23 protein-coding genes and 1 pseudogene are annotated in these 21,664 nt (G+C 31.5%); 18 read left to right on the top strand and 6 right to left on the bottom strand.

Going from position 1 to position 21,664, the window contains the following annotated elements; translation table 11 throughout:
• Positions 1 to 86 precede the first annotated feature (86 nt).
• A complete protein-coding gene (locus HNR33_RS10425) occupies positions 87 to 539 on the top strand; it encodes a flavodoxin domain-containing protein (RefSeq protein ID WP_429083260.1) in 453 nt (150 codons plus the stop codon).
• Positions 540 to 582: 43 nt separating this feature from the next.
• Here HNR33_RS10425 and HNR33_RS10420 read toward each other — a convergent pair whose 3' ends face one another.
• Complete coding sequence (locus HNR33_RS10420) at positions 583 to 1,746, bottom strand: iron-containing alcohol dehydrogenase (protein WP_429083071.1); 1,164 nt, start codon at positions 1,744 to 1,746, stop codon at positions 583 to 585.
• Between the two features lie 210 nt (positions 1,747 to 1,956).
• Between HNR33_RS10420 and HNR33_RS10415 the strand changes: the two genes are divergently transcribed.
• Together HNR33_RS10415 and recQ are read left to right on the top strand one after the other, a co-directional pair.
• On the top strand, positions 1,957 to 2,628 hold the full coding sequence (locus HNR33_RS10415; RefSeq protein ID WP_429083069.1) for a TVP38/TMEM64 family protein: 672 nt from the start codon (positions 1,957 to 1,959) through the stop codon (positions 2,626 to 2,628).
• A gap of 89 nt (positions 2,629 to 2,717) precedes the next feature.
• A complete protein-coding gene (recQ, locus tag HNR33_RS10410; RefSeq protein ID WP_429083068.1) occupies positions 2,718 to 4,907 on the top strand; it encodes a DNA helicase RecQ in 2,190 nt (729 codons plus the stop codon).
• Positions 4,908 to 4,931: 24 nt separating this feature from the next.
• Here recQ and HNR33_RS10405 read toward each other — a convergent pair whose 3' ends face one another.
• Together HNR33_RS10405 and HNR33_RS10400 are read right to left on the bottom strand one after the other, a co-directional pair.
• Positions 4,932 to 5,171 (bottom strand): hypothetical protein, encoded by a 240-nt coding sequence (locus HNR33_RS10405; protein WP_429083067.1) that lies wholly within the window; start codon positions 5,169 to 5,171, stop codon positions 4,932 to 4,934.
• A gap of 69 nt (positions 5,172 to 5,240) precedes the next feature.
• Complete coding sequence (locus HNR33_RS10400) at positions 5,241 to 5,936, bottom strand: cyclic nucleotide-binding domain-containing protein (protein WP_429083066.1); 696 nt, start codon at positions 5,934 to 5,936, stop codon at positions 5,241 to 5,243.
• Positions 5,937 to 6,064: 128 nt separating this feature from the next.
• On the opposite strand from HNR33_RS10400, the gene HNR33_RS10395 reads away from it, so the two are divergent.
• The 10 genes from HNR33_RS10395 (at position 6,065) to HNR33_RS10350 (ending at position 13,219) form a co-directional block, all read left to right on the top strand.
• Positions 6,065 to 6,604: a hypothetical protein gene (locus HNR33_RS10395; protein WP_429083063.1), complete on the top strand. Its 540-nt coding sequence runs from the start codon at positions 6,065 to 6,067 to the stop codon at positions 6,602 to 6,604.
• Between the two features lie 77 nt (positions 6,605 to 6,681).
• Positions 6,682 to 6,987 (top strand): DUF2508 family protein, encoded by a 306-nt coding sequence (locus tag HNR33_RS10390; RefSeq protein WP_429083061.1) that lies wholly within the window; start codon positions 6,682 to 6,684, stop codon positions 6,985 to 6,987.
• 92 nt (positions 6,988 to 7,079) lie between these two features.
• On the top strand, positions 7,080 to 7,352 hold the full coding sequence (locus HNR33_RS10385; protein WP_429083059.1) for a pro-sigmaK processing inhibitor BofA family protein: 273 nt from the start codon (positions 7,080 to 7,082) through the stop codon (positions 7,350 to 7,352).
• Between the two features lie 137 nt (positions 7,353 to 7,489).
• Positions 7,490 to 8,134 carry a YIP1 family protein gene (locus HNR33_RS10380; protein ID WP_429083058.1) on the top strand — a complete coding sequence of 215 codons (645 nt, stop codon included), beginning with the start codon at positions 7,490 to 7,492 and terminating at the stop codon, positions 8,132 to 8,134.
• A 159-nt stretch (positions 8,135 to 8,293) separates the two neighbouring features.
• A complete protein-coding gene (locus HNR33_RS10375) occupies positions 8,294 to 8,920 on the top strand; it encodes a 50S ribosomal protein L25 (RefSeq protein WP_429083057.1) in 627 nt (208 codons plus the stop codon).
• 142 nt (positions 8,921 to 9,062) lie between these two features.
• Positions 9,063 to 9,692, top strand: a complete 630-nt coding sequence (locus HNR33_RS10370) for a 50S ribosomal protein L25 (RefSeq protein WP_429083055.1) — start codon at positions 9,063 to 9,065, stop codon at positions 9,690 to 9,692.
• 414 nt (positions 9,693 to 10,106) lie between these two features.
• A complete protein-coding gene (locus HNR33_RS10365; protein ID WP_429083053.1) occupies positions 10,107 to 10,949 on the top strand; it encodes a fumarate hydratase in 843 nt (280 codons plus the stop codon).
• 15 nt (positions 10,950 to 10,964) lie between these two features.
• Entirely contained in the window at positions 10,965 to 11,516 is a 552-nt protein-coding gene (locus HNR33_RS10360) for a Fe-S-containing hydro-lyase (protein ID WP_429083052.1), read from the top strand.
• 14 nt (positions 11,517 to 11,530) lie between these two features.
• Positions 11,531 to 12,691 carry an NAD(P)-dependent malic enzyme gene (locus HNR33_RS10355; RefSeq protein ID WP_429083050.1) on the top strand — a complete coding sequence of 387 codons (1,161 nt, stop codon included), beginning with the start codon at positions 11,531 to 11,533 and terminating at the stop codon, positions 12,689 to 12,691.
• Between the two features lie 18 nt (positions 12,692 to 12,709).
• A complete protein-coding gene (locus HNR33_RS10350; protein WP_429083048.1) occupies positions 12,710 to 13,219 on the top strand; it encodes a DUF6106 family protein in 510 nt (169 codons plus the stop codon).
• Positions 13,220 to 13,236: 17 nt separating this feature from the next.
• Here the strand turns inward: HNR33_RS10350 and HNR33_RS10345 are convergent, their stop codons facing one another.
• A complete protein-coding gene (locus tag HNR33_RS10345) occupies positions 13,237 to 14,256 on the bottom strand; it encodes an alpha-hydroxy-acid oxidizing protein (RefSeq protein WP_429083047.1) in 1,020 nt (339 codons plus the stop codon).
• A gap of 443 nt (positions 14,257 to 14,699) precedes the next feature.
• The gene (locus tag HNR33_RS10340) at positions 14,700 to 15,380 is read right to left on the bottom strand and encodes a protease complex subunit PrcB family protein (RefSeq protein WP_429083046.1); all 681 of its coding nucleotides are present in this window, start codon (positions 15,378 to 15,380) and stop codon (positions 14,700 to 14,702) included.
• A gap of 216 nt (positions 15,381 to 15,596) precedes the next feature.
• On the opposite strand from HNR33_RS10340, the gene HNR33_RS10335 reads away from it, so the two are divergent.
• From HNR33_RS10335 to HNR33_RS10325, 3 genes are all read left to right on the top strand, one after another.
• A complete protein-coding gene (locus tag HNR33_RS10335) occupies positions 15,597 to 15,785 on the top strand; it encodes a sigma factor G inhibitor Gin (protein WP_429083044.1) in 189 nt (62 codons plus the stop codon).
• 837 nt (positions 15,786 to 16,622) lie between these two features.
• Positions 16,623 to 16,853: a hypothetical protein gene (locus HNR33_RS10330; RefSeq protein ID WP_429083043.1), complete on the top strand. Its 231-nt coding sequence runs from the start codon at positions 16,623 to 16,625 to the stop codon at positions 16,851 to 16,853.
• A gap of 523 nt (positions 16,854 to 17,376) precedes the next feature.
• Entirely contained in the window at positions 17,377 to 18,015 is a 639-nt protein-coding gene (locus HNR33_RS10325; protein ID WP_429083042.1) for a hypothetical protein, read from the top strand.
• A 36-nt stretch (positions 18,016 to 18,051) separates the two neighbouring features.
• Here HNR33_RS10325 and HNR33_RS10320 read toward each other — a convergent pair whose 3' ends face one another.
• The gene (locus tag HNR33_RS10320) at positions 18,052 to 18,372 is read right to left on the bottom strand and encodes a hypothetical protein (protein WP_429083041.1); all 321 of its coding nucleotides are present in this window, start codon (positions 18,370 to 18,372) and stop codon (positions 18,052 to 18,054) included.
• 721 nt (positions 18,373 to 19,093) lie between these two features.
• Between HNR33_RS10320 and tnpA the strand changes: the two are divergent.
• Both tnpA and HNR33_RS10310 read left to right on the top strand, forming a co-directional pair.
• A pseudogene (tnpA, locus tag HNR33_RS10315) lies at positions 19,094 to 19,549 on the top strand (IS200/IS605 family transposase).
• 654 nt (positions 19,550 to 20,203) lie between these two features.
• On the top strand, positions 20,204 to 21,625 hold the full coding sequence (locus HNR33_RS10310) for an aminotransferase class I/II-fold pyridoxal phosphate-dependent enzyme (protein ID WP_429083040.1): 1,422 nt from the start codon (positions 20,204 to 20,206) through the stop codon (positions 21,623 to 21,625).
• Positions 21,626 to 21,664 lie beyond the last annotated feature (39 nt).

The following is a 21,664-nucleotide window of genomic DNA, read 5'->3' as shown; positions in this document are numbered from 1 at the left end:
ATCATGTAAGTAACTATATATTACATGATGTAGGTGTAACTGTCAAGACACTTTGAAATACAAGCAAGAAAAACTGCATATGAGTTATAGGTAGACTCTGGAAAAGAAATTGGAATAATCAGTTTGATAGGGAATTATTAATATTTAGTAACAATAGTGTACCTACTGTTACTAAATATTTTCAAATTTTAAAAAATAAAAATGTGATTATTTTTACCATAGGCCTTGCTTCCACAGATGACAAAGATATTCTTAAACCAATTTTAGAGAAAGACTTTACAGAAGAGATGCGAGAAAAAATAAAGTTTTTCCACTTACATGGAGGAATTGATTACAAGCGATTAAACTTTATGAACAAGTCAATGATGGCAATGCTTAAAAAAATGGTGGCTAAGAAAAAGCCAGAGGAGCTATCTGAACAGGATAAAATGATGTTAGATACATATGGAGACAAGGTTGATTTTCCTGACATAAAGACAATAGAACCATTAGTTTTATATGTGAAGAATTTACATAATCAAGGATCAAAAAACAATTAGGATTATAGAAATATTTCTATAATCCTAATTTGCATAAAGTGTACTATAGCGCAGCTTTAAGTATATTTAAAACATCTTGAGCATCTAAAGGCTTGAAGTTACCAACCTTACCGTTTCTAGTAGCTTGGCTAGCCATTTTTTCTAACTTTTCTTCACCTATTCCTACTTCTTTTAGTGTAGAAGGTATTCCTAGTGAGATAAAGTAATCCTTTGTTTTTTCGATTGATAGCTCAGCTATTTCATACTTATCTTTGTCTTGATTAATTCCCCAAACATTAACCCCATATTCAACAAATTTATCAACTGTATTATCATCAAGGACGTATTTCATCCAGTGTGGTGTCAAAATAGCAAGTCCTATACCATGAGTGATGTCATAGAAAGCACTTAACTCGTGTTCTATTGGATGAACACTCCATTTTGTTGCCTTTCCATAGCTTAAGAGACCATTTATTGCCAGGCTTGATGACCACATTAAGTTCGCTCTAGCTTCATAATTTTCGGGATCGTTTAAAGCTATTTTACCATATTTTATGCAAGTTTTAAGAACTGCTTCAGCTATTCTATCTGGTAAATATGCTCCCTTTGTATTATTGAAATAAACTTCAAAAACATGACTCATTATATCTGCCGTACCAGCAGCTGTTTGATTTGCAGGGACTGTAAATGTATATGTAGGGTCTAATATAGAAAACTTAGGTGCCATATTTGGATGTCGGGTGCCTATTTTCTCGTTTGTTTCCATATTTGAAATAACAGCAATAGGGTCCATTTCTGATCCTGTTGCAGCTAGTGTTAGTATGCATGCAATTGGAAGTACATCTTGGATTTTTGATGGATTAACTACTATATCCCATGCATCGCCCTTATAGTAATATCCTGCAGCGATAACTTTTGCACAGTCAATTGAACTTCCCCCACCTACTGCAAGTACCATATCTATTTCATTTTCTCTGCATAGTTCAATTCCTCTTCTTACACTTGTTATTCTAGGATTAGGATCTACACCTGAAAGCTCCCAGAAACTAATAGAATTGTCGTTTAATATCTTCACAACTTTGTCGTATAGACCATTTCTCTTTATACTTCCACCACCATAAACAATAAGTATTTTAGAGCCATAGTTTTTTATCTGCTCTCCAAGTACATTTATTTGGTCTTTTCCAAAGAAGATTTTAGTAGGTATTGAATAATTAAAATTAATCATTTTCAACCACTCCTAGTTATAAATTTGGTTATATTATAACTCCTAATAAGGGAATTGTAAATTATTAGATATAAATTGTATTACCAGTAATAGATACCAAAAGCGCATTTTATCTATAGTGAGCAAAGTTTGCTTAATTGACTACTGGGTTAATATGGTATAAACTAAAACTAGTGTTTCATATATAATTCTTAAAGAATAGGAGATAAAATGAAGCGAAAATCAATAATATTAAGAAGTTCTATTTTCTTAGTTTTCATAATAGCTTTATATATTATATATACACATGTATCTGCAGCAGATGCAAGAAGACTTACTAAGTACCTGATAGATATCAGAAGTAATCCCCGTGCTTATCTTATATATCTTTTAGTAACTATTGTTGCTTCCCTTATATTTATCCCCATATCATGGGTCAAAATGCTAGGAGGAATAATCTTTGGTTTTTGGCCAGGCATACTAGTTGTCATGGTGTCTTCCAACGTGGCATGTAATATTAACTTTTTACTTGCTAGACTTTTAGGAAAAGATTTTATTATAAGCATTATAAGACGATATAATAAAAACAAGAAAAGCTTAAAGTTTAATATATCTGATAAGTCAGAAGGAAAACAGATTTTATTATTAGCTAACATGCGGATGATTCCTATCCTTCCTTGCTCTGTAATTAATGTTCTCTATGGGGTGAGTCATATAACTTTCAAAGATTTTGCTATAGGAAGTTTTTTAGGAATGATTCCAGGGACTTTTGTAACAGTATATTTTGCTTCAAAAGCAATAGAAGTCAAAGATAATCCCTATACAATAATTTTACCTTTGGTTATTTTCATTGTATTTAATGCTGCCACTTTTTTATATGGTAGAAACAAAAATATGCTTTAAGATAACATATAGTAATGTTACAATATATAATTGCCACTAGAATGATTATACGTTTTTGAAAAGCAATTAAGATGAGAGGAAATATTAATATGGATATTAGAAATATTTTGAACATATATTTTGGATACGATAGTTTTAAAAAAGGGCAAGAAAAATTAATACGTGGAATTCTTCAAGGCTCAGATATACTGGGAATTATGCCAACAGGTGGAGGTAAATCACTTTGCTATCAATTACCTTCAGTAATATTATCAGGTGTTACTATTGTCATATCTCCTCTGATATCTCTTATGAAGGACCAAGTAGATGCATTAAATGAAACTGGGATTCCTGCAACATATATAAATAGTACATTAGACAATGATGAGTTCATGTACAGGTTACATAATATTAGAGATGATAAATACAAAATTTTATATGTTGCTCCCGAGAGATTAAATACTGATACATTTTTAAAATTAATAAATGATATAAAGGTAGATTTAGTTGCAGTGGATGAGGCTCATTGTATTAGCCAATGGGGACATGATTTTAGGCCAAGCTATCTTGAGATACCAAGATTCATTGATAGATTCACCAAGCGGCCAGTTGTGGCGGCATTAACAGCTACGGCTACTAAAGGAGTTATAGAAGAAATAAAGGAGCTTATTAAGCTCAAAGTTCCATTAGAAGTAGTAACTGGTTTTGATAGATCAAATCTGTTTTATAAGGTTGTTAAGCCTAGTGATAAATTTGCTTATTTAAAAGAGTACTTAGACAATAATTATCAAGATAGTTCTGGGATAATATATTGCTCCACGAGAAAAACTGTTGAGGCACTAGTTACTAGACTTCAAAAGGAAGGATACTCTGTTACTGGATATCATGGTGGGATGACAGCAGAAGAAAGAGAACGAAACCAAAATGACTTTATTAGAGATAACATTAAAATAATAATAGCTACGAATGCCTTTGGAATGGGTATAGACAAACCTGATGTAAGGTTTGTGCTTCATTACAATATGCCCAAAAATATGGAGGCATACTATCAGGAAGCAGGAAGAGCAGGAAGAGATGGAGAGAAAAGTGACTGTATCTTATTGTATTCACCATCAGACATTGTAAAGCAGAAGTTGATTATTCAGAACGAAACCATGACCATAGATAGAGAAAGAATGATGTACACTAATTTGCAATACCTCATAGATTATTGCCATACAAATGATTGTTTGAGAAATCAAATATTAGCTTACTTTGGCGAAGAAGATAAACATGATAAATGTGACAATTGTGGGAACTGCATAGATAAGTCTGAGATGATAGATATAACTATAGAAGCTCAGAAAATATTATCATGTGTATATAGAGCAAATGAAAAATATGGAGCGAATACTATAATACTAGTCCTAAGAGGTTCCAATGATAAAAGAGTGCTTAACTTTGGACTAGATAAACTGTCGACGTATGGAATTATGAAAGAGTATAGCAGTGGTGCTATCAGAGAGATGATAATGACTTTAGTATCAAGAGAATATCTATATTTACAGCCGGACAAATTTCCAATTTTAAAATTAACAGGTAAGTCTAGGGAAGTATTAAAGGGAGAAGTTAAAATATATCACAAGAAGCACTTGCTTCAAGTAAATTCCAACGACAAGAAACAAAAAATTAAAGGAGCATCACTTAATATAGATCAAGAATTATTTGATAAGCTAAAGGCTCTAAGGTTTGAAAAAGCACAGCAAAAGAGTCTACCTGCATTCGTTATTTTTCCCGACGCTACTTTGAAAGAAATGGCCGCTTATTATCCACAGAATAAAGATGAGCTATTGATGATAAGTGGTGTAGGTATTAAAAAATATGATAATTACGGGGAAGCTTTTCTTAAAGCCATAAAAGATCATTGCAATGAAAAAAATATAGATGCTAAGAGAATACGAAAAGAGATTCTTAACTCTTCAAAAAACACAAGCGAGATAAAAGAAAAAGAGAACAGAGAAAAATCGCCAACTCATGAAATAACATATAGGTTGTATGAGGAAAATATGTCTTTACAGGAAATCGCACAGAAAAGGGAGCTAACTCAAGATACTATATTAAACCACCTCATAAAATGTCAAAACGATGGAAACACAATTGATTGGACAAGACTTTTTGATAATGCTGAAAAAGAAAATGAAATATTAGAAGCACATAAAAAGGTGGATGTAAAAAAACTGAACCCTATTAAAAAGTTGGTTTCTGATAATATAAGCTATATGGATATTAAACTAGTATTACTTAAATGGGGACTATGGTAAATCATGTGGACAGAGGGAACCAACCTACTGTCCACTTTGATTATATTTATCTGGTATTGCTTTACACTTTCCGAGTACACTGTTTGCACAATTCCAACAGCTTCTAATTGTTAAGGGAAAGTTCTCTCCGTTATGCAAGAATCTTGTTCTATATATACCACATGTTTGAGCCTTAATGGCTATAGCTTGCTTTGTTGTTTTAAAATCTTTATTGATGATTAGAAAAATAACTACTATGACACTTATCGTTATCAAAAATATCATCACTTTTATTCACCTCACAATGACATTATTAAGAGCATTCCAAGCGAAATTAATATAACTGCGATTTTTCTACTCATAATATTCTCCTGACAAAGCTTTTAATTTTTTATAATCTAATATTGTTATACCTTCGCTTGTTTTTTTTATAATACCCTTTGTACTTAAGTCCTTGATAACTCTGTTCAAATGCCTATAGCTTACCCCTAAAAATGTTGCCAGCTCAGTTAAATTAGTAGCTTTAATTTCGTCCACTAGCAGATTATTGTTTTCGTCAGATGTAATTGATGCTAGATAGCTTGCAAATCTGTTTATAAAAGGATATGAAAGGTTTAATGCTGACGTATTTGAAATAGTATAAAGTTTATGACTCAGGCTTTCAGATATAAATCTTAAAAAAGTACTGTCCCTATACGCATATTTTTTAATATCATGTATTTTAATTCCAATTACAACTACTTCACTTAAAGCCTCTACATTACTCTTAACTCTATAATGTTTAAATAATTCTAGATCTCCTATTATTGATAGAGGAGTATAGAATCTTAGTAAAAAAGATTTCCCATTTTCAAGCAGAGTGTACACCTTTAACTTTCCCTTGACTATAAAATAGAACCACTCTAAATTATCGTTAATCTGACAAACAAAATCACCTTTTTCACATAAAAAAAGTTTCATATGCTCTGACATATCTTGTTCAAATATTTTATCTAGACTAAACTTGTTTATATAGTGATTTAAAAGGTCCGTATTATTTATTAGTTTCATACTTATCACCTCTATTAACTTAAGTATAAGTTTTTTCAAGAAAATAAAAAAGGACATATGTCCTGTCAATTTTAATATATAATTAACTGAGAGAGAAGCATTTGCTGTGATATTAAGGAGGGTATAATTTGAAAAAACACAAGATCCTTATTTTTATTGCTATAGCTCTAGGTATACTAAATATTGTAAATTACTTAGGCGATAATGATAATTATAATATCTTTGATTCTAAAAAATATACATTAGATAGCTTTGCTATAAGTAAGCTTAAAGAACAAGAATTCCATGAATTGAGGATTATAAAAAAAATGGATAGAAAGAATCTTTATAGAAAAGGGTATGATACAGATAAGATAAAAGAGATAGTAGAATACTTAAATAAATTTGAGTTAAAGGTTCAGGATGAATTGCCTCCTATGGGAGAACAGGACGCTTATCGTATACATTTAAAGAGCAAGAGTACATATGAAGATGTAGCCATAACACTATGGAATGAAAAATGTATAACTATCAGCCCTGGTAACATAATAAAGGAAGAGAACAAAGAACGAAAGATAACACGCTTAATTCAGAATAATACTCGCGAAACTTTTACTGTTGTAGATAAAGAAATAGATCTTAAATATATCGAAGAGATATTCAATTCATTGGAAGAAGAAAAAAGATAATTATTGTATATGATGTATAGATAACCCATAATCCGTTAATAATCATATTAATAATATGATTAAATGGGGGTAATGTAATGGGTGCAAATGTACAAGCTAATGAGAATACAAAAGCTGATAAGAGCTTCTTAAGTTTTTTTAATAAGCTAAAAAGCAATTTTACTGTTGAATATAACAACCAAGAGGATGACTTTCTAAAAATACTTAATAAAGCTCATAGTGATTGGGAAGATGCAGAGCTGTACTTTCAAAGTGTTACAGAACCAGACTTAATAGATTATGCAATATACAAGATGGAAGCAGCAAGAACAAAGTATGTATATTTACTAAAACAGGCAAAAGAAAAAGGAATAAAAGCAGAAAACCTAAGCAATAGCTTGTAATATTTTGTGAATATAAGCTATATATTAAATTATAGATATGGCTTGATAAAAAGAGCACCTATATCTATAATCAATATATAGAGGTGATGAATATGGGGCTAGGAATCGAATTTAGCGTAATAATTGCATTTGCTTTTGGACTTATTTTGCTATACCTTCTAGGCTGGCTTTTGATTATTCCAATAAAATATCTATTTAAGCTAATAGTTAATGGTATAATAGGTGGAGTCTTACTATTGATAGTAAATTTTCTAGGTGGATTCATAGGCATATATGTTGGAATAAACCCAGTAACGGCGCTTATAGCAGGATTCTTAGGGGTACCTGGAGTTATATTACTTATAGTGCTACAGTACATTTTATAAAGAAAAATAATTATTGCATTATGTAACACTCATTATTCCTACTTTTTCTAGAAACTTTTGTTACATTGTTGTATGATAGATAATATGTGATATTATATAATTATTATGTACTTGTTTACAGAAAGAGGAGGTTTATAATGAGTTTTTTTAAACGTATTTTTGGAGTTATATCCAAGCCAAAGGACACATTATCTGAGGTTGCAGCAGCTGCACCAATTTGGCAAGGGATATCAGTTTTAGTAGTAACAGGACTTCTTCCCATACTTTTTCTTTTTAATCAAGATTTGTTTATTAAGAATCTAGGAGCGGTTTCAAGCCCATATACGATTAATCAGATGATGATGCTAATGCCAGTAATAATGGTATTTTCAGTTTTTGGAGTAATGATACTTAGACCAATATTCCACTTTGTGTCAACATCAATATTTCATCTGTTAGCAGGATTTTTCGGGTACAAATCAGATGGGAAGGGGCTATTTTCAAGTCTAGCATTTGCTAATTTTCCGTCAATACTTTCATCAATTATATATCTGATACTCCTAGCATTAAATCTTACACCAATATCAATAATATTTAGCTTAGGTATCATGGTATGGGTAATAGTACTTAAAATATTAGCAATAAAATATTCTTACTCAATGAGTGGAGGAAAAGCTACTCTAATATATTTTTTGCCCACTATAACAATTATAGCTATAATAGGAATAATGATCTTACTTGGTATTTTTTCACTTGCACCAATTATGGGAATGCTAGAAGAAACTATAGGAATGTCTATGTAAACCACGGTTTAACCGTGGTTTTTGTCATATGGTCCTAAAAAATCTATATCCTAACAGAAAACCAAGGATATTTACATAAAAACCACCCATTGGTAATTTGAAATTTTCTAAATTTTCTGCTTTAATATATATAAGGATAAAACAAAAGGGGGAAATAACATGGCAGTACCTAAACTAAAAGCAGAAATAAGAAACAGTGCAGGCAGTAGAAACTCTATAAAGCTAAGAAATGAAGGATTTATACCAGGAGTGCTCTACGGTCACAATAAAGAAACAAAACCAATAAAAGTTAATAAGAATGAATTACAGAAGGTTTTAATCAAATATGGCAGTACAGGCACAATAAATGTAGAACTTGAGGATAATACAGTACCTGTACTTATAAAGGAAATTCAGAGACATGTAATTAAAGACTCGGTTCTTCATTTAGATTTGCAACAGCTTTCGGAAGATAAGAAGGTTAAGCTTCGTGTACCTATAGTTATTCAAGGAAGGGAAAAAGTCGAAAGATCAACTGGCATAGTTGAACAGCAGCTTATGGAGATGGAGATACAGTGTTTACCTAAGTACATAACACAAGCTGTGACAGTAGATGTATCTAAGTTAAAGTTTGGTGAAATCGTTACAATAAACGATCTAGATATTGCTAAGGATGAAAACTATGAAGTATTAACTGAGCTTAGTGAAGTAATAGTATCAATGACTGCGGCAAGTAAAGAGGAAGAACCAGTTGAAGAAAGAACTGTGCCTATATATGAGAGTACTAAAAGCATATTAGACAATTAAAGTAGTATAGCATGGATCAGTTGGAATTGCTTATTCCGACTGATTTTTTTGTAGTTTGAAAAAACTAAATGCATATATCCCTAATGTTTAAAAGGCTTGGATAATGGACATACTGAATAAGAAAGAACAAGGAGGGATATTTGTGCAAGGGAGCTTATTGAATAGCAATATTAGAAATGATGTTGGAAGCAATGCTTGTAACAGGTTAAGAAATACAGGCTGTATTCCTGGAGTTATGTATGGTCGTTTCTTTACAAATCATTCTATTCAGCTAGATAGCAAGGAACTAAATAATATAATTAAGAATCACGGGGAAAGCGCAGTAGTGCAGATAGTAGTTGATGGCATTACTTATCCTGCAATGATAAAAGAAGTACAAAGAGATGTAATGACAGGAAAAATACTACATGTTGATTTACAACAGGTATATGCAACAGAAAAAATACATACAGCAATACCAGTACTTTTAGCAGGGAAAGAAAAAGTTAATAGAGATGGAGTACTGCAGCAGCAGCTAAAGAAAGTGGAAATCGAGTGTTATCCTGCTAATGTACCTAAATTTGTTTCAATTGATGTATCGGACCTTGGTATAGGAGGAACGTTAAGAGTTTCAGATGTAGAGTTTGGAGAAGACTTTACAGTGTTAAATGATGCAGAAGAAGTTATAGTTTCACTTTCAACTGTCAATAACGTAGACGTAGATGAAGAAGAGGAAGAAGCTTCTGATGCATATAACAGCTTTTATACTCCAGACGTAGATTTACAAGAATAAGTGTAGCCAGCATTCCCAATGCTGGCTATTTTACTACTCTGAAATTAGTTTTTCTGGACAAATTCTCATTACGTAAATAAATGTTATTAGTTTTTGTAGCACCTTTTTTAGTTTTCATGAATATGGTTATGGAATCAGAAAGTATGAATACCTGAAAAATCAAAACTGGAACCAACAGTATCAACATTATAATTAATTTCATTCCATCATCCCCATTTTTTATAAATAATTACAAATTATCACGGTCTACTTACTTGTTTTTACATTATATCAAGAATAGCTTTTTTTTTCTATAGTAAAATTGGACTAATGTTGATGAATGCTGTCGATACAAATTTTTTTCAAATAAATTTGATATTTACACAGCATTTGTTTAAAATATAGACATTAAAATAAATATAAGAGGTTAGTAGAATGAGAAATATAGATGTTAAACTTGTTATAGAAAAAGTGAAAAGTATGTGTATTGAAGCCAACTATCAGCTTAGTGATGATGTAACAGCTAAACTAGCTGAAGCAGAGAAGACAGAAGAGTCTCCTATAGGAAAGGATATATTAAATAAAATAATTTTGAATACAGAGATAGCAAAAAATAAACGAATGCCCATATGTCAGGATACAGGAATGGCAGTGTTTTTTGTTGAAATAGGGCAAGAAGTTTATATAGAGAGCGGTAGTATTACGCAAGCTATTAACGAAGGAGTAAGATTAGGATATAGTGAGGGCTTTCTAAGAAAGTCTGTAGTGAGTGATCCTATTTTGAGGACAAATACAAAGGATAATACTCCAGCCATAATTCACTATGATATAGTTGAAGGTGACAGACTAAAAATAAGCTTTGCTCCAAAAGGATTTGGAAGCGAGAATATGGGCGGATTAAAAATGCTTAAACCTTCTGATGGAATAGATGGTGTCAAAGAGTTTGTTATAGAAACTGTAAAGAAAGCTGGTCCTAATCCATGTCCTCCTATTGTTGTAGGAGTTGGTATTGGAGGTACAATGGAAAAAGCGTGCATATTAGCGAAGAAAGCATTGTTTAGAGAAATGAATGCTTTTAGTAAGTATCATCATATAAAAACTCTTGAGGTTGAATTATTAGAAAGAATAAATAGATTAGGTATAGGTCCCCAAGGTTTAGGAGGGCGAACTACTGCTTTAGCAGTGAATGTTGAAGTTTTTCCAACACATATAGCTGGTCTGCCGGTAGCAGTTAATCTGAATTGTCATGTTGCAAGACATATGGAAATAGAATTGTAAAGGAGATATTTGCAAATGAATGATGTATTTATAAATACTCCACTAAATGAAGCTACAGTAAAAAAGCTTAATGCAGGGGATAGAGTTTATATAACAGGTACAGTTTATACTGCTCGTGATGCTGCTCATAAGAGAATGATAGAAGAACTGGATTCTGGAAAAGGTATGCCATTTGACATAAAGGATGCCATAATATACTATGTTGGACCTTGTCCGCCAAAACCTGGAGACATAATAGGTTCAGCTGGACCAACAACTAGCTACAGAATGGATAGTTATACACCTAAGCTTCTTAACCAAGGACTAAAGGGAATGATAGGGAAAGGATTGCGGTCAAAAGAGGTTATAGAAAGCATGGTAAAGAATAAAGCAGTGTATTTTACAGCTATAGGTGGCGCAGGTGCATTGATAGCTAATTGTGTGAAAGATACTGAGATAATAGCTTATTCAGATTTAGGTACAGAAGCTATTAGAAGGCTATATGTAGAAAACTTACCAGTCATTGTTACTATTGATTCCAGTGGCAATAATTTATATAATATAGAAAATCAAAAATATAAAAAGTGAAGAGGGGCGGCAAAATGAATACAAACGAAAGATCATTGTTATTACATGAAGAAAACAAAGGAAAGATAGGTATTAGATCAAAGGTCAGGGTTGAAAATAGAGAGGATTTATCAATAGCTTATACTCCAGGAGTTGCAGAACCATGTAGACGTATTTATAATGATAAAAATGATGTATACAAATATACATCTAAAGCTAATACAATTGCCATAGTAACAGATGGAAGTGCAGTACTTGGATTAGGTGATATAGGACCATATGCAGCATTACCAGTAATGGAAGGGAAATCCATATTATTTAAAGAGTTTGGAGATGTTGACTGCATACCTATCTGTATTGAATCTCAAGATGTAGATACAATAGTAAATACTATAAAGTTAATAAAACCTTCACTAGGAGGTATTAATCTAGAGGATATATCTGCGCCTAGATGCTTTGAAATAGAAGAAAGATTGAAAAGAGAAATTGATATACCTGTATTTCACGATGATCAGCATGGAACTGCAGTTGTAGTATTAGCAGGACTTATAAACAGCTGTAAATTAATTAATAAAAAATTAGAGTCGCTAAAGGTAGTGATAAACGGATCTGGAGCTGCTGGCATTGCAGTATGTAAGCTTCTTTATAATGTAGGCATAAAGGATATAATAGTTTGTGATAGACAAGGTGCAATATACAAAGGAAGAGAAAATTTAAACTGGATAAAAGAGGAGATAGCAGAAATAACAAATATAAACCTTGAAAAAGGAACCTTAAAAGATGTATTATTAGATAGAGACGTATTTATTGGCGTGTCTGCTGCTGGGGCCTTAACAGGTGAGATGGTTCAGAGTATGAACAAAGACTCTATAATATTTGCGCTAGCAAATCCTACACCAGAGATTATGCCTGATATAGCTAAGGACCATGGTGCTAGAGTCGTAGGGACTGGAAGATCTGATTTTAGTAATCAGGTTAATAATGTATTAGCTTTCCCTGGTATTTTTAGAGGAGTTCTAGACGTAGCAGCTAAAGAAATAACTGAAGAAATGAAAATAGAAGCAGCACATGCCATAGCAGACGTAATAAGTGAAGATGAGCTTAAAGAAGATTATATAATACCTGATGTTTTTGACAAAAGAGTTATGAACTCTGTTGCTGACGCTGTTAAGAGAGTCGTGGAAAACAACAGATAGCAGGAAGGGAAGGTCCATATGAAAAATGCTTTAAGAGTAGTTGTACAGAGAAAAGAAAGGCCTTTTTGGCAAATAATAGTTATGATACTAGCTTCTGTTGTACTAATTAACTACCTTATAACTCTATGTAACTTATTAGGGGAAAGATATGCTGGTATAGCCAGCTTAGGAATATTGCTTATATCATTGACCTTATGCACATTGATTATAATTAGACTTTTGTCATCATTTGCATATATACTTGATGGTGATAAAATTGTATTTGAGAGGCTACTAGGTAATAGGAGCAATATTATTTTATCGGTAAATCTTGCAGAAATCACTAAAGTATCTACTTATTCTGAAATTAATAATAATGATAATATTGCTTATACCTACAAGTTTGTTTGTGATAGAGAATATGACAAGATGTATATATGTGATTTTGAAAGAGATAGTAAGAAATATAGATTTATATTTAAACCTAGTGATAGGTTATTAGAACTTATTGAAAAGAGTATAGAGAATGTATCAAGGGACAGTATATAACTGTCCCTTGATTATTCTTATTCAATTATTATTTTAGTTTTATCTATAGCTTTAAGGTCTTTACAGCCAGTTAGTATCATTGCTTGTATTAGTTCGCTCTGCATTTTTTCAAGTATTACCCGCACACCATTCTCGTAGTCTCCATATGCTCCAATTATTACAGGTCTACCGATTAAAACAGCGTCTGCGCCAAGTGCAATCATTTTGAACACATCAACTCCTGTACGGATACCACTATCTACTAAAATAGTGATTTTGTCTTTAACCTTTTCCGCTATCTCATTAAGAACTGCAGCTGTACTCTGAGTATGGTCTAACACTCTTCCCCCATGATTTGATACGACTATGGCTTTAGCGCCTATTTCAACAGCCATCTCAGCTTCTTCTACCGTCATTATTCCCTTTAGGATGAAAGGCAAATTTGTTGAAGAAACTACTTCTTTTAAGTCTTCCTTTGTTTTTGGTCCTACAGGTTGTCCCTTAAGAGCCATTGTTACAAGACCAGCACCGTCAATATCCATACCAATACCAATAGGGTTAATTTTTTCAGCCATTCTTATGTTTTCTATTATTTTATTGTTTTCTCTAGGTTTTACTATTGGAATACCTTTACCATTTACCTTGCTTATTTTTTCAAGTCCTGTGGTATACATAGAGAGATCAGCTGAATCTCCTGTCATTGCAATAGTTCCAGCAGCTATACTACCATTTACCACAGCTTCAGCATACTCTTCCTCAGATAATGCACCACCCATATTAAAAGCATTTCCTGTAATGGGAGCAGTAATAATAGGCATTTGCAGTTTATTTCCAAAAATCTCAACTAACGTATCAGGATTTGTTGAGGAATGAATGGTTTTCATTCTTAGCTTAATTTTTTTTAAATCTTGAACATTGATTTTAAAAGAAGATGCAGTGCCTGTTCCTCCCATTCCAGGAACTTCACCAGCACAAGCGATCCCATTACATTCAGGGCATACTCTACAGTATCCTTTCATTTTTTCCCTAGCAATTTTTCTAATCTCACCTATATTCATATCAAGACTCCCTTTCATAATTATGTTATAGATTACCAGGTTTAAAACTGAGCTACTATTTGAATATAAACAAAAAAGATGAGAAAGTGCTTATGAGATTTTGTTAAGAAAACTAGGTGAAAGAAACGAAAAAATCTGTTTTTATATTTATCAAACCCAGCTTATGCTGACTAAGGAGTTGCAACGAAATCATAGATTTCTGTAACTCCATTATGTCTGAACAGGGTGTTTTTCGGAGCGAGTTTGCAAATTTTAAGATTTTTTCGTTGATAATCTTATAGCGCTCTCAAAAACCTTATCTCATGAACGTTCTTTTTTGTTTATATTTAAATTTAAACATCGGTTATTTATAATATACTTTAATTTTATCATATACTTCAAAAGTTATAAATGTAAACTCAATGAACAAAACCCTAGGTTGCTGAACCTAGGGCTGGTTTATTTTAATTAGTATTATTTGCTTTTTCTATTTGAGTAAGGACTAATTGTTCATATTCATTTTCATAATAAGAGAACTGTACTTTATCATTTGCTTTGATGTCATTAATAACAGCTTTTACGTCCTCTGATAGTCTGAAAGCGTTAGCGACGCCATCAACCATAATTTCGCAAGAATTACTATCCATCAAGCCTACATACACGCCTGTTTTCTCAGTTTGCTCTTGGATAGAATTCTTATTTTCTTCTATTGTAGGGTTTTCAAAATCCCCTAAAGCTACATCTCTTTCGTCTTTTTGTATTTTTACTAGTATGTTTGGGTAAGTTAATATTTCAGTAACCATTTGCCCTTCTTTAGGAGTATTAACTTTAGCATTGACTACAATTTTATCTTCTTTTCCCTCAATTGATACTATATCAACATCATATCCTCCAGTGGGTTTTTGACCAGCACTGATTAGTATATATTTATCCTCATCAGAGTCAAATGAGAAGACACCTTTAGACTGCCAATTTTTTTCATACCATTGTTTAACTTTGTTGTCATCTATAGAATTTGTATCTACTGCTTCAAAAGTTAGATTTCCCATTTGAGGTTCAGTTTTCTTATTGGGTGAACATGCTGAGAATACAAATGTAGCCATAATTACAGCTAGTACTAATGCTATTGCTTTGAAATTTTTCATAGAACTCACACTCCTTGAATAGTTTATTCATATTTTAGACGTATATTATTATTATTTGTTCCAATAATTAAAAATCCTTCATATTTGTTAAAATTCTTTATGGAATATATTAGAAAAACAAGAACAATGGTCATGCAATACGAATAAAATATATTATAGAGGCAATAATCAAAAAAGTGAAACTTAATTTACGACTAAAATTAAGGGGTTGATGTTTTGAATCTCAAAATATGTAGGGCATGTAATGAAGAAAGAAATGATGGGATAAATATACTAGGGATACATATATGCCAACAATGCATAGACTCGATATCAGAAACAGAAATAGAAGATATAAAATACGAATACTACAAGTCTGTTATAAGAAAAATATGGCTTGACTATATAATTGCAGACAAAGTATAAAAAAAGATATAGGGAAAACTGAGACTGCTGAAAAAGTCTAAGAAAAAGAAAAAACCTTACTATGAAAAAATGATGAGGTTCTTTTCTTTATTCAAAAAGGAAAAAGATGACTTGTGTTGAATATAATAAGTGAATATTTATTAGCATGGTTATGGTGTTGCGAACTCATCAGGCCCCTTTGGCATACAGCTACAAGGGGACATATCAATATTTACAGTGAATATCAAGAGGATATTGACAATCCTAGGAGATAAATAATAGCTATAATAGCAAAAAGCACATCAATATTTTCAAATTAATCGTGAAAATATTGATGTGCTTTTAAATTTTACCTAGATGGCTAACTAAATTAGCTTATTTTTTTAGCAGTCTCAGATCAATATATCTTTTTTTATGCAAGTTGTGCCAGTTTTTGTACCACTTATGTCTAACGGCTTGTTCTGAAAATGAGATTATGGTATTTTTAATTTAACAGCTAATATTTAAAAGAAAGAAACTACATGAGTCAGCACGAAAGCTTATCCTCAAAGATTTAGTAAAGGAATACGAAAATGGGGAGCTTCTAAAATCGTTGTTTTAAATCCAACAGATGAGGTCAAAGATTTACATGAAAATGATATTATATAAATTTTTGAATAATAACTTTGTTCTGCAAAATAAAATTATAATTGATGATGCTTCCAAAGAAATAAATATGGCATAAATCCTTAACCTGTGTTAAATAAAAGTTACCACACAAATATTCAACAAGGGGGTAAGAATTATGCCTTATACAACTACAATATTGTAAAGCCAAATCAGCATATTTACAACTATATTGAAGATGTAAATTATGGAATGTCTAAACCACAATTAAATCATTTAAGCAACCTAGTGTGTGGTCTAGTTGCTGTACGTGGCAACAAATCAATATCTTCAGTTTCTAACGCTATCTTAACTGCTAAAGATAGCAGTAGCATTTACAGGTTCCTTAGTGCCTCCAAATGGGATGACAAGCTTTTAAATAGAAATCGTATTGGACATTTAAATCTCTTGTTAATGCTAGAAGTTATTATAAATAATTTTTAATCTTAAACTTGTTTATCTATATATTAATAGTTTATTTGGTATAATTAAATTCTGAAACATTTATGTATATCTCATAGTTGCTCTTTGTGTCAGAGCTTAATTATAATAGGATTTTGTATAGATGTTTTTTATTTTATTCAATTGTAAAATTATAGAAGCATTTTTGTGCTATTATATTATGAAAAAACTGGAATTATCTTATTAAGAGTCCTTGAAGTAGAGGAAGCTATGGCTATTTTGAGTACCTAATGGTCTGAGTATTTAACAAATCTATGAATAAATATTAAAAAATATAATTTCAGCAAAAATATAATTTTTACTGGAATTTTGATGCTAAATCTCCAAATATTTATTCTTTTAATTTACAGAAAAAGAAAATTATGGTACAATCATTTTAAATAGATGTAAAAAAATAAAAAGGAGTGTTCGGGGGGGAATACGATTGTAATTTATTTTTCTACAAAGGAGAAAGTTAATTACTGTAGGATAAGTACAATTACTAAAAAAATAGGGGGTAATTAGTATGCAAAGAAAAACATTTAGAAAGAAAAGCTTTGTTTTTATTCTTTTATTATCGTTAATCTTTACATCGCTACCACAAATGGGTATGGCTAGCAGTTTTGAAGAGATCAATGAGGTTGATAAGGAAGCTGTAAGAACACCTGATAACAATTTATTTGAGAAAGTAAGTCCAGGAAGTATACTTGAAGATGATAGTTCTGTAGAGATTCAGATGCTTCCTATTATTATAGGTGCTTTTAAATATGAAATTACTACTTCAGATGAAGGACAATATTATTTTCCTAGTCAACCTTTTGAAACTATAACAAATAAAACTAGTGAAACAATGGACATAAGCGATACATTTTCTAAGAAAGCTTATGTGAAACTATCAGGTTCCATAGCTTGCGAATCTGAAGGAAAGGCTACAATCAAAAGTGAATTTGGATTTGACTATGACTATGAAAATACCTTTTCTAGAAAAGTAAGTCTTAAATTAAAAAGTGGAAAATCATTGAAATTATTTGTAGAATATCAGAAAATTATAATAACAGAAAAGGAATATATTTTAGATCCTTCAGCTCCGGGGAACTATAGATATAATAAAACAAGAAGAAAAACTGTTTACAAACCTACAGGAGTAGTATACGAGGAGGTATAAAGGAGTTCCTGACCAGATCAAACTTATAGAGGGCTGCTATCCATTTGGAATCCTTTTTGTCGTTTTTTTACCTTTAATAGCCTTGACATATTTGGGGTGTGTAAGGCAAACATTAATGTCATTTTCAAGGTAATTAAAAATAGGAATCCAATACTTACCAGTAAATTGCATACAAACATGATAGCAGTTATTTTCTATAAGCCAGTTGTGAAATTTTTCAATATCGCAATTGATGGTTGAGAAAGATTTTTGCTGATAAGTGGGAATTCCAATATTATCAGTAGATACGATGGTTGCAATAATAAGATTTTTGTGGACGTCAACTCCACAACAGATGGGGTAAACTAACTTCATCATAATAAACACCAACTTTGAAGATTATAAAAAGGAACAGTAAAATTGACTGTCATCCAGAGTCTTATTAAATGGCTTAATAACCAATTATAAGTGTTCGGGCTCAATGTCCCACTTGCTTGTACTTGTAAGGATGACGGCACATATAATTATACGGGGTCGAAATAAATTCGCTACTCCTCCTTCCGTGCTCTGTAGTATATTACTGTTCCATAAGAAGATATTAAAACAAAAAGAGGAGAGGCGCAACAATTTTTTCATAACTTGTTTGTGCCTTGAGCGAAGCGAAAGGAATGGGGAAAATTATGAAAAATTTCGCTACTATTTCTTATATAATTTTTACAATAAATTTAATTCTGGTTTATGTATACATTTATTTCTTTCAACCGTATATGAAAATGATTTATCTCATAAATTTAAAGTCTAATTTATTTGATGAAAAGAACATTTCCATTACTCTAGTTCCGACATTTTTATTATTAGTAATTTCTATATACAAGACTAAAAAAGATCGCTTTTAAAGAGACTGCTGAAAAAGTCTAAGAAAAAGAAATGAACCTTATCATGAAAAATGATGAGGTTTTTTCTTTGTATAAAGAAAACCACCAGCTAAGCTGGTGAGTTCTGAAGAGCTTAAGCGATGAGGAGAAAATAAAAACCTCCATTTGGTATAATAGAATAGGTTTCGCCGACCGAATCTATTAATCAAAGGAGGTTATCCTAAATGGATAGTAATAGTTTATCACATACTAAATGGAATTGTAAGTATCATATAGTTTTTGCACCTAAGTTTAGGAGAAAAGATATATATGGAAAGAAAAAAGCAGAGATAGGAAAGATATTAAGACAGTTGTGTGAGTCGAAGGAAGTTCAAATAATAGAAGCAAACGCATGTCCAGATCATATACATATGTTAGTATCAATTCCACCAAAGATGAGCGTGTCAAGCTTTGTAGGATATTTAAAAGGTAAAAGCAGTTTAATGATATTTGAAAAATTTGCAGATTTAAAGTATAGGTATGGAAATAGAAATTTCTGGTGCAGAGGCTATTATGTAGATACAGTAGGAAGGAATAAAAAAGCAATAGAAGAGTATATAAAAAGCTAGATGAATGAGGATATGGCATCAGATCAAATAAGTATAAAAGAATATATGGACCCTTTTAAGGGTAGCAAGTAAAGAATTTTATGCGGTTGGCGAAACAAAAAAGCGCCTTAAGGCGCAATGCTGGTAACATGCCCTTATAGGACGATAGAAATACCACCAGCTAAGCTGGTGGATATTTATTTATTCAAAAAAGGGTAATTAGATTATCATCCCATTGTGAATTACTTAAGAATTTGTAAATACTACTACTATCTTTAGCCGATAGAACAGCTTTAGAAACTAAATATATTGATTTATTGCCATCTACGGTTATTAGACCATACATTAGATTACTTAAATGGTCTAACTATGGTTTAGACATTCCATAATTTACATCTTCAATATAGTCGTAAAGTTCTTCGTTTGGATTTACAATATTAGTAGTTGTATAAGGCATAATTCTCAAACCACGTTATATATTTGTGTGGTAACTTTTATTTAACACAGGTTAAGGATTTATGCCATATTTATTTTTTGGAAGCACTACCAATTATCATTTTATTTTTGCAGAACTAAAGTTAGCTATCTATTTCCCGACTGCTCCTTTTAGATTTTACCTAAATAGCTGACTAAATTAGCTTATTTTTCAGCAGCCTCGAGAAAATCCTATATCTTTTTTCATGCACTAATCAAAAATAAAGGAAAATTAGCGATATAAGTAGAAATAATACATGGGAGGAAATATGAATGAATACACCTATTATAAATGGGCTTAAAAAATATATAGAAGAAAACAATGTAAGGTTCCATATGCCAGGACATAAAGGTAAGGAGCTAATGAGATATATATCTGATATGATACCACAAATAGATGTAACTGAGGTAGAAGGTACAGATAACCTTCATAATCCCAGCTCAATAATACAAGAGAGCATGAACTTAGCGGCAAAAACATTTGGGGCAAAAAAGACATTCTATTCAGTAAATGGAACTACAGGAGGCATTTATGCTGCCATAACGTCAACAATTTCTCCTAATGGAAAAATTCTTATACAAAGAAACTGCCATAGGTCAGTATATAATGCACTAATACTTGGGCGTATAAAACATAAATACATATATCCAGAATATAGTCATAAAGACCAAATAATTACTTCTGTAAAACCAGAAGATATAGAAGTGCAACTTAAGGAAGATGACGAAATAGAAGCAGTAGTTATTACCTATCCATCATACTATGGGATATGCTGTGATATAGAAAAAGTTTCACAGATAGTACACAAATATAATAAAATATTGATAGTTGATGAAGCTCATGGAAGTCATCTTAAATTTAATGACAAGCTTCCTAAATCATCATTGGAAGCAGGAGCAGATATAGTAATACAAAGTACCCATAAAACTCTGCCTGCTTTTACTCAGAGTTCTATGATTCACGTAGGGTCAGATCGGGTAGATATAGAAAAATTAAGAATTATGACATCCTTTTTTCAGACAACTAGCCCATCATATTTGCTAATGGCTTCTATAGACTATGCTAGAGCATATATGGAAGGTAAAGGCAAAATAAGATTGGATATTTTAATTTATAGCATAGAAAAATGGTGTGCGTATATGAAAAGTATAAAGGGAGTAAAGATTTTTGATAAAGACAAAATATCTGGGGCTAGCTTTTATGATTTTGATATGACAAAAATCCTTATAAGTATTAAAGGAATAAGCGGTTTTTATCTTGAAAGAATATTAAGAGAAGAATATAGCATACAGCTTGAAATGAGTGATAGTTACTATGGAGTGGCACTTACATCTTTAATGGATGATGAAGAGAATTTACAGAAGCTTGCAAATGCTGTAGAAGAAATTACCAAAAAATATTGCAATGATAATGAGTTACTGAATAATATAGATATAAGATATATTTATCCTGAGATTAAGATGTCCTTATACGACGCATTTTATAGTAATAAGATAGATATAGCCTTAAATGACAGTGTAGGAAAAATTTCAGCAGATTTTATTATACCTTATCCTCCAGGAATACCAGTGGTTTGCCCTGGGGAACAGATAACAGAAGAAATAGTTAAATATATAAATAGCCTGAAGAAAAATAATATACAAATATTAGGCTTTTTAGACTATAATAAAGAAAAGATAAAAGTAGTAGAATGAAGAAAAATACTATCTGATAAAGCTCACTGAAAGGATGAT

Source organism: Brassicibacter mesophilus (assembly GCF_050433385.1).
GTDB lineage: Bacteria > Bacillota > Clostridia > Tissierellales > Proteiniboraceae > Brassicibacter > Brassicibacter mesophilus.
The sequence above is the reverse complement of the archived record's forward strand: the minus strand, read 5'-3'. Positions and strand labels throughout refer to the sequence as shown.

Excerpts from the sequence above, each read along its gene's own strand:
- HNR33_RS10310 (WP_429083040.1), top strand. The coding sequence starts at position 20,204 with ATGAATACACCTATTATAAATGGGCTTAAAAAATATATAGAAGAAAAC.
- HNR33_RS10385 (WP_429083059.1), top strand. The coding sequence starts at position 7,080 with ATGGGGCTAGGAATCGAATTTAGCGTAATAATTGCATTTGCTTTTGGA.
- HNR33_RS10400 (WP_429083066.1), bottom strand. The coding sequence starts at position 5,936 with ATGAAACTAATAAATAATACGGACCTTTTAAATCACTATATAAACAAG.
- HNR33_RS10355 (WP_429083050.1), top strand. The coding sequence starts at position 11,531 with ATGAATACAAACGAAAGATCATTGTTATTACATGAAGAAAACAAAGGA.
- HNR33_RS10350 (WP_429083048.1), top strand. The coding sequence starts at position 12,710 with ATGAAAAATGCTTTAAGAGTAGTTGTACAGAGAAAAGAAAGGCCTTTT.
- HNR33_RS10330 (WP_429083043.1), top strand. The coding sequence starts at position 16,623 with ATGTCTAAACCACAATTAAATCATTTAAGCAACCTAGTGTGTGGTCTA.
- HNR33_RS10415 (WP_429083069.1), top strand. The coding sequence starts at position 1,957 with ATGAAGCGAAAATCAATAATATTAAGAAGTTCTATTTTCTTAGTTTTC.
- HNR33_RS10380 (WP_429083058.1), top strand. The coding sequence starts at position 7,490 with ATGAGTTTTTTTAAACGTATTTTTGGAGTTATATCCAAGCCAAAGGAC.
- HNR33_RS10375 (WP_429083057.1), top strand. The coding sequence starts at position 8,294 with ATGGCAGTACCTAAACTAAAAGCAGAAATAAGAAACAGTGCAGGCAGT.
- HNR33_RS10420 (WP_429083071.1), bottom strand. The coding sequence starts at position 1,746 with ATGATTAATTTTAATTATTCAATACCTACTAAAATCTTCTTTGGAAAA.
- HNR33_RS10360 (WP_429083052.1), top strand. The coding sequence starts at position 10,965 with ATGAATGATGTATTTATAAATACTCCACTAAATGAAGCTACAGTAAAA.
- HNR33_RS10340 (WP_429083046.1), bottom strand. The coding sequence starts at position 15,380 with ATGAAAAATTTCAAAGCAATAGCATTAGTACTAGCTGTAATTATGGCT.
- HNR33_RS10405 (WP_429083067.1), bottom strand. The coding sequence starts at position 5,171 with ATGATATTTTTGATAACGATAAGTGTCATAGTAGTTATTTTTCTAATC.
- HNR33_RS10365 (WP_429083053.1), top strand. The coding sequence starts at position 10,107 with ATGAGAAATATAGATGTTAAACTTGTTATAGAAAAAGTGAAAAGTATG.
- HNR33_RS10390 (WP_429083061.1), top strand. The coding sequence starts at position 6,682 with ATGGGTGCAAATGTACAAGCTAATGAGAATACAAAAGCTGATAAGAGC.
- HNR33_RS10325 (WP_429083042.1), top strand. The coding sequence starts at position 17,377 with ATGCAAAGAAAAACATTTAGAAAGAAAAGCTTTGTTTTTATTCTTTTA.
- HNR33_RS10320 (WP_429083041.1), bottom strand. The coding sequence starts at position 18,372 with ATGATGAAGTTAGTTTACCCCATCTGTTGTGGAGTTGACGTCCACAAA.
- HNR33_RS10345 (WP_429083047.1), bottom strand. The coding sequence starts at position 14,256 with ATGAATATAGGTGAGATTAGAAAAATTGCTAGGGAAAAAATGAAAGGA.
- recQ (WP_429083068.1), top strand. The coding sequence starts at position 2,718 with ATGGATATTAGAAATATTTTGAACATATATTTTGGATACGATAGTTTT.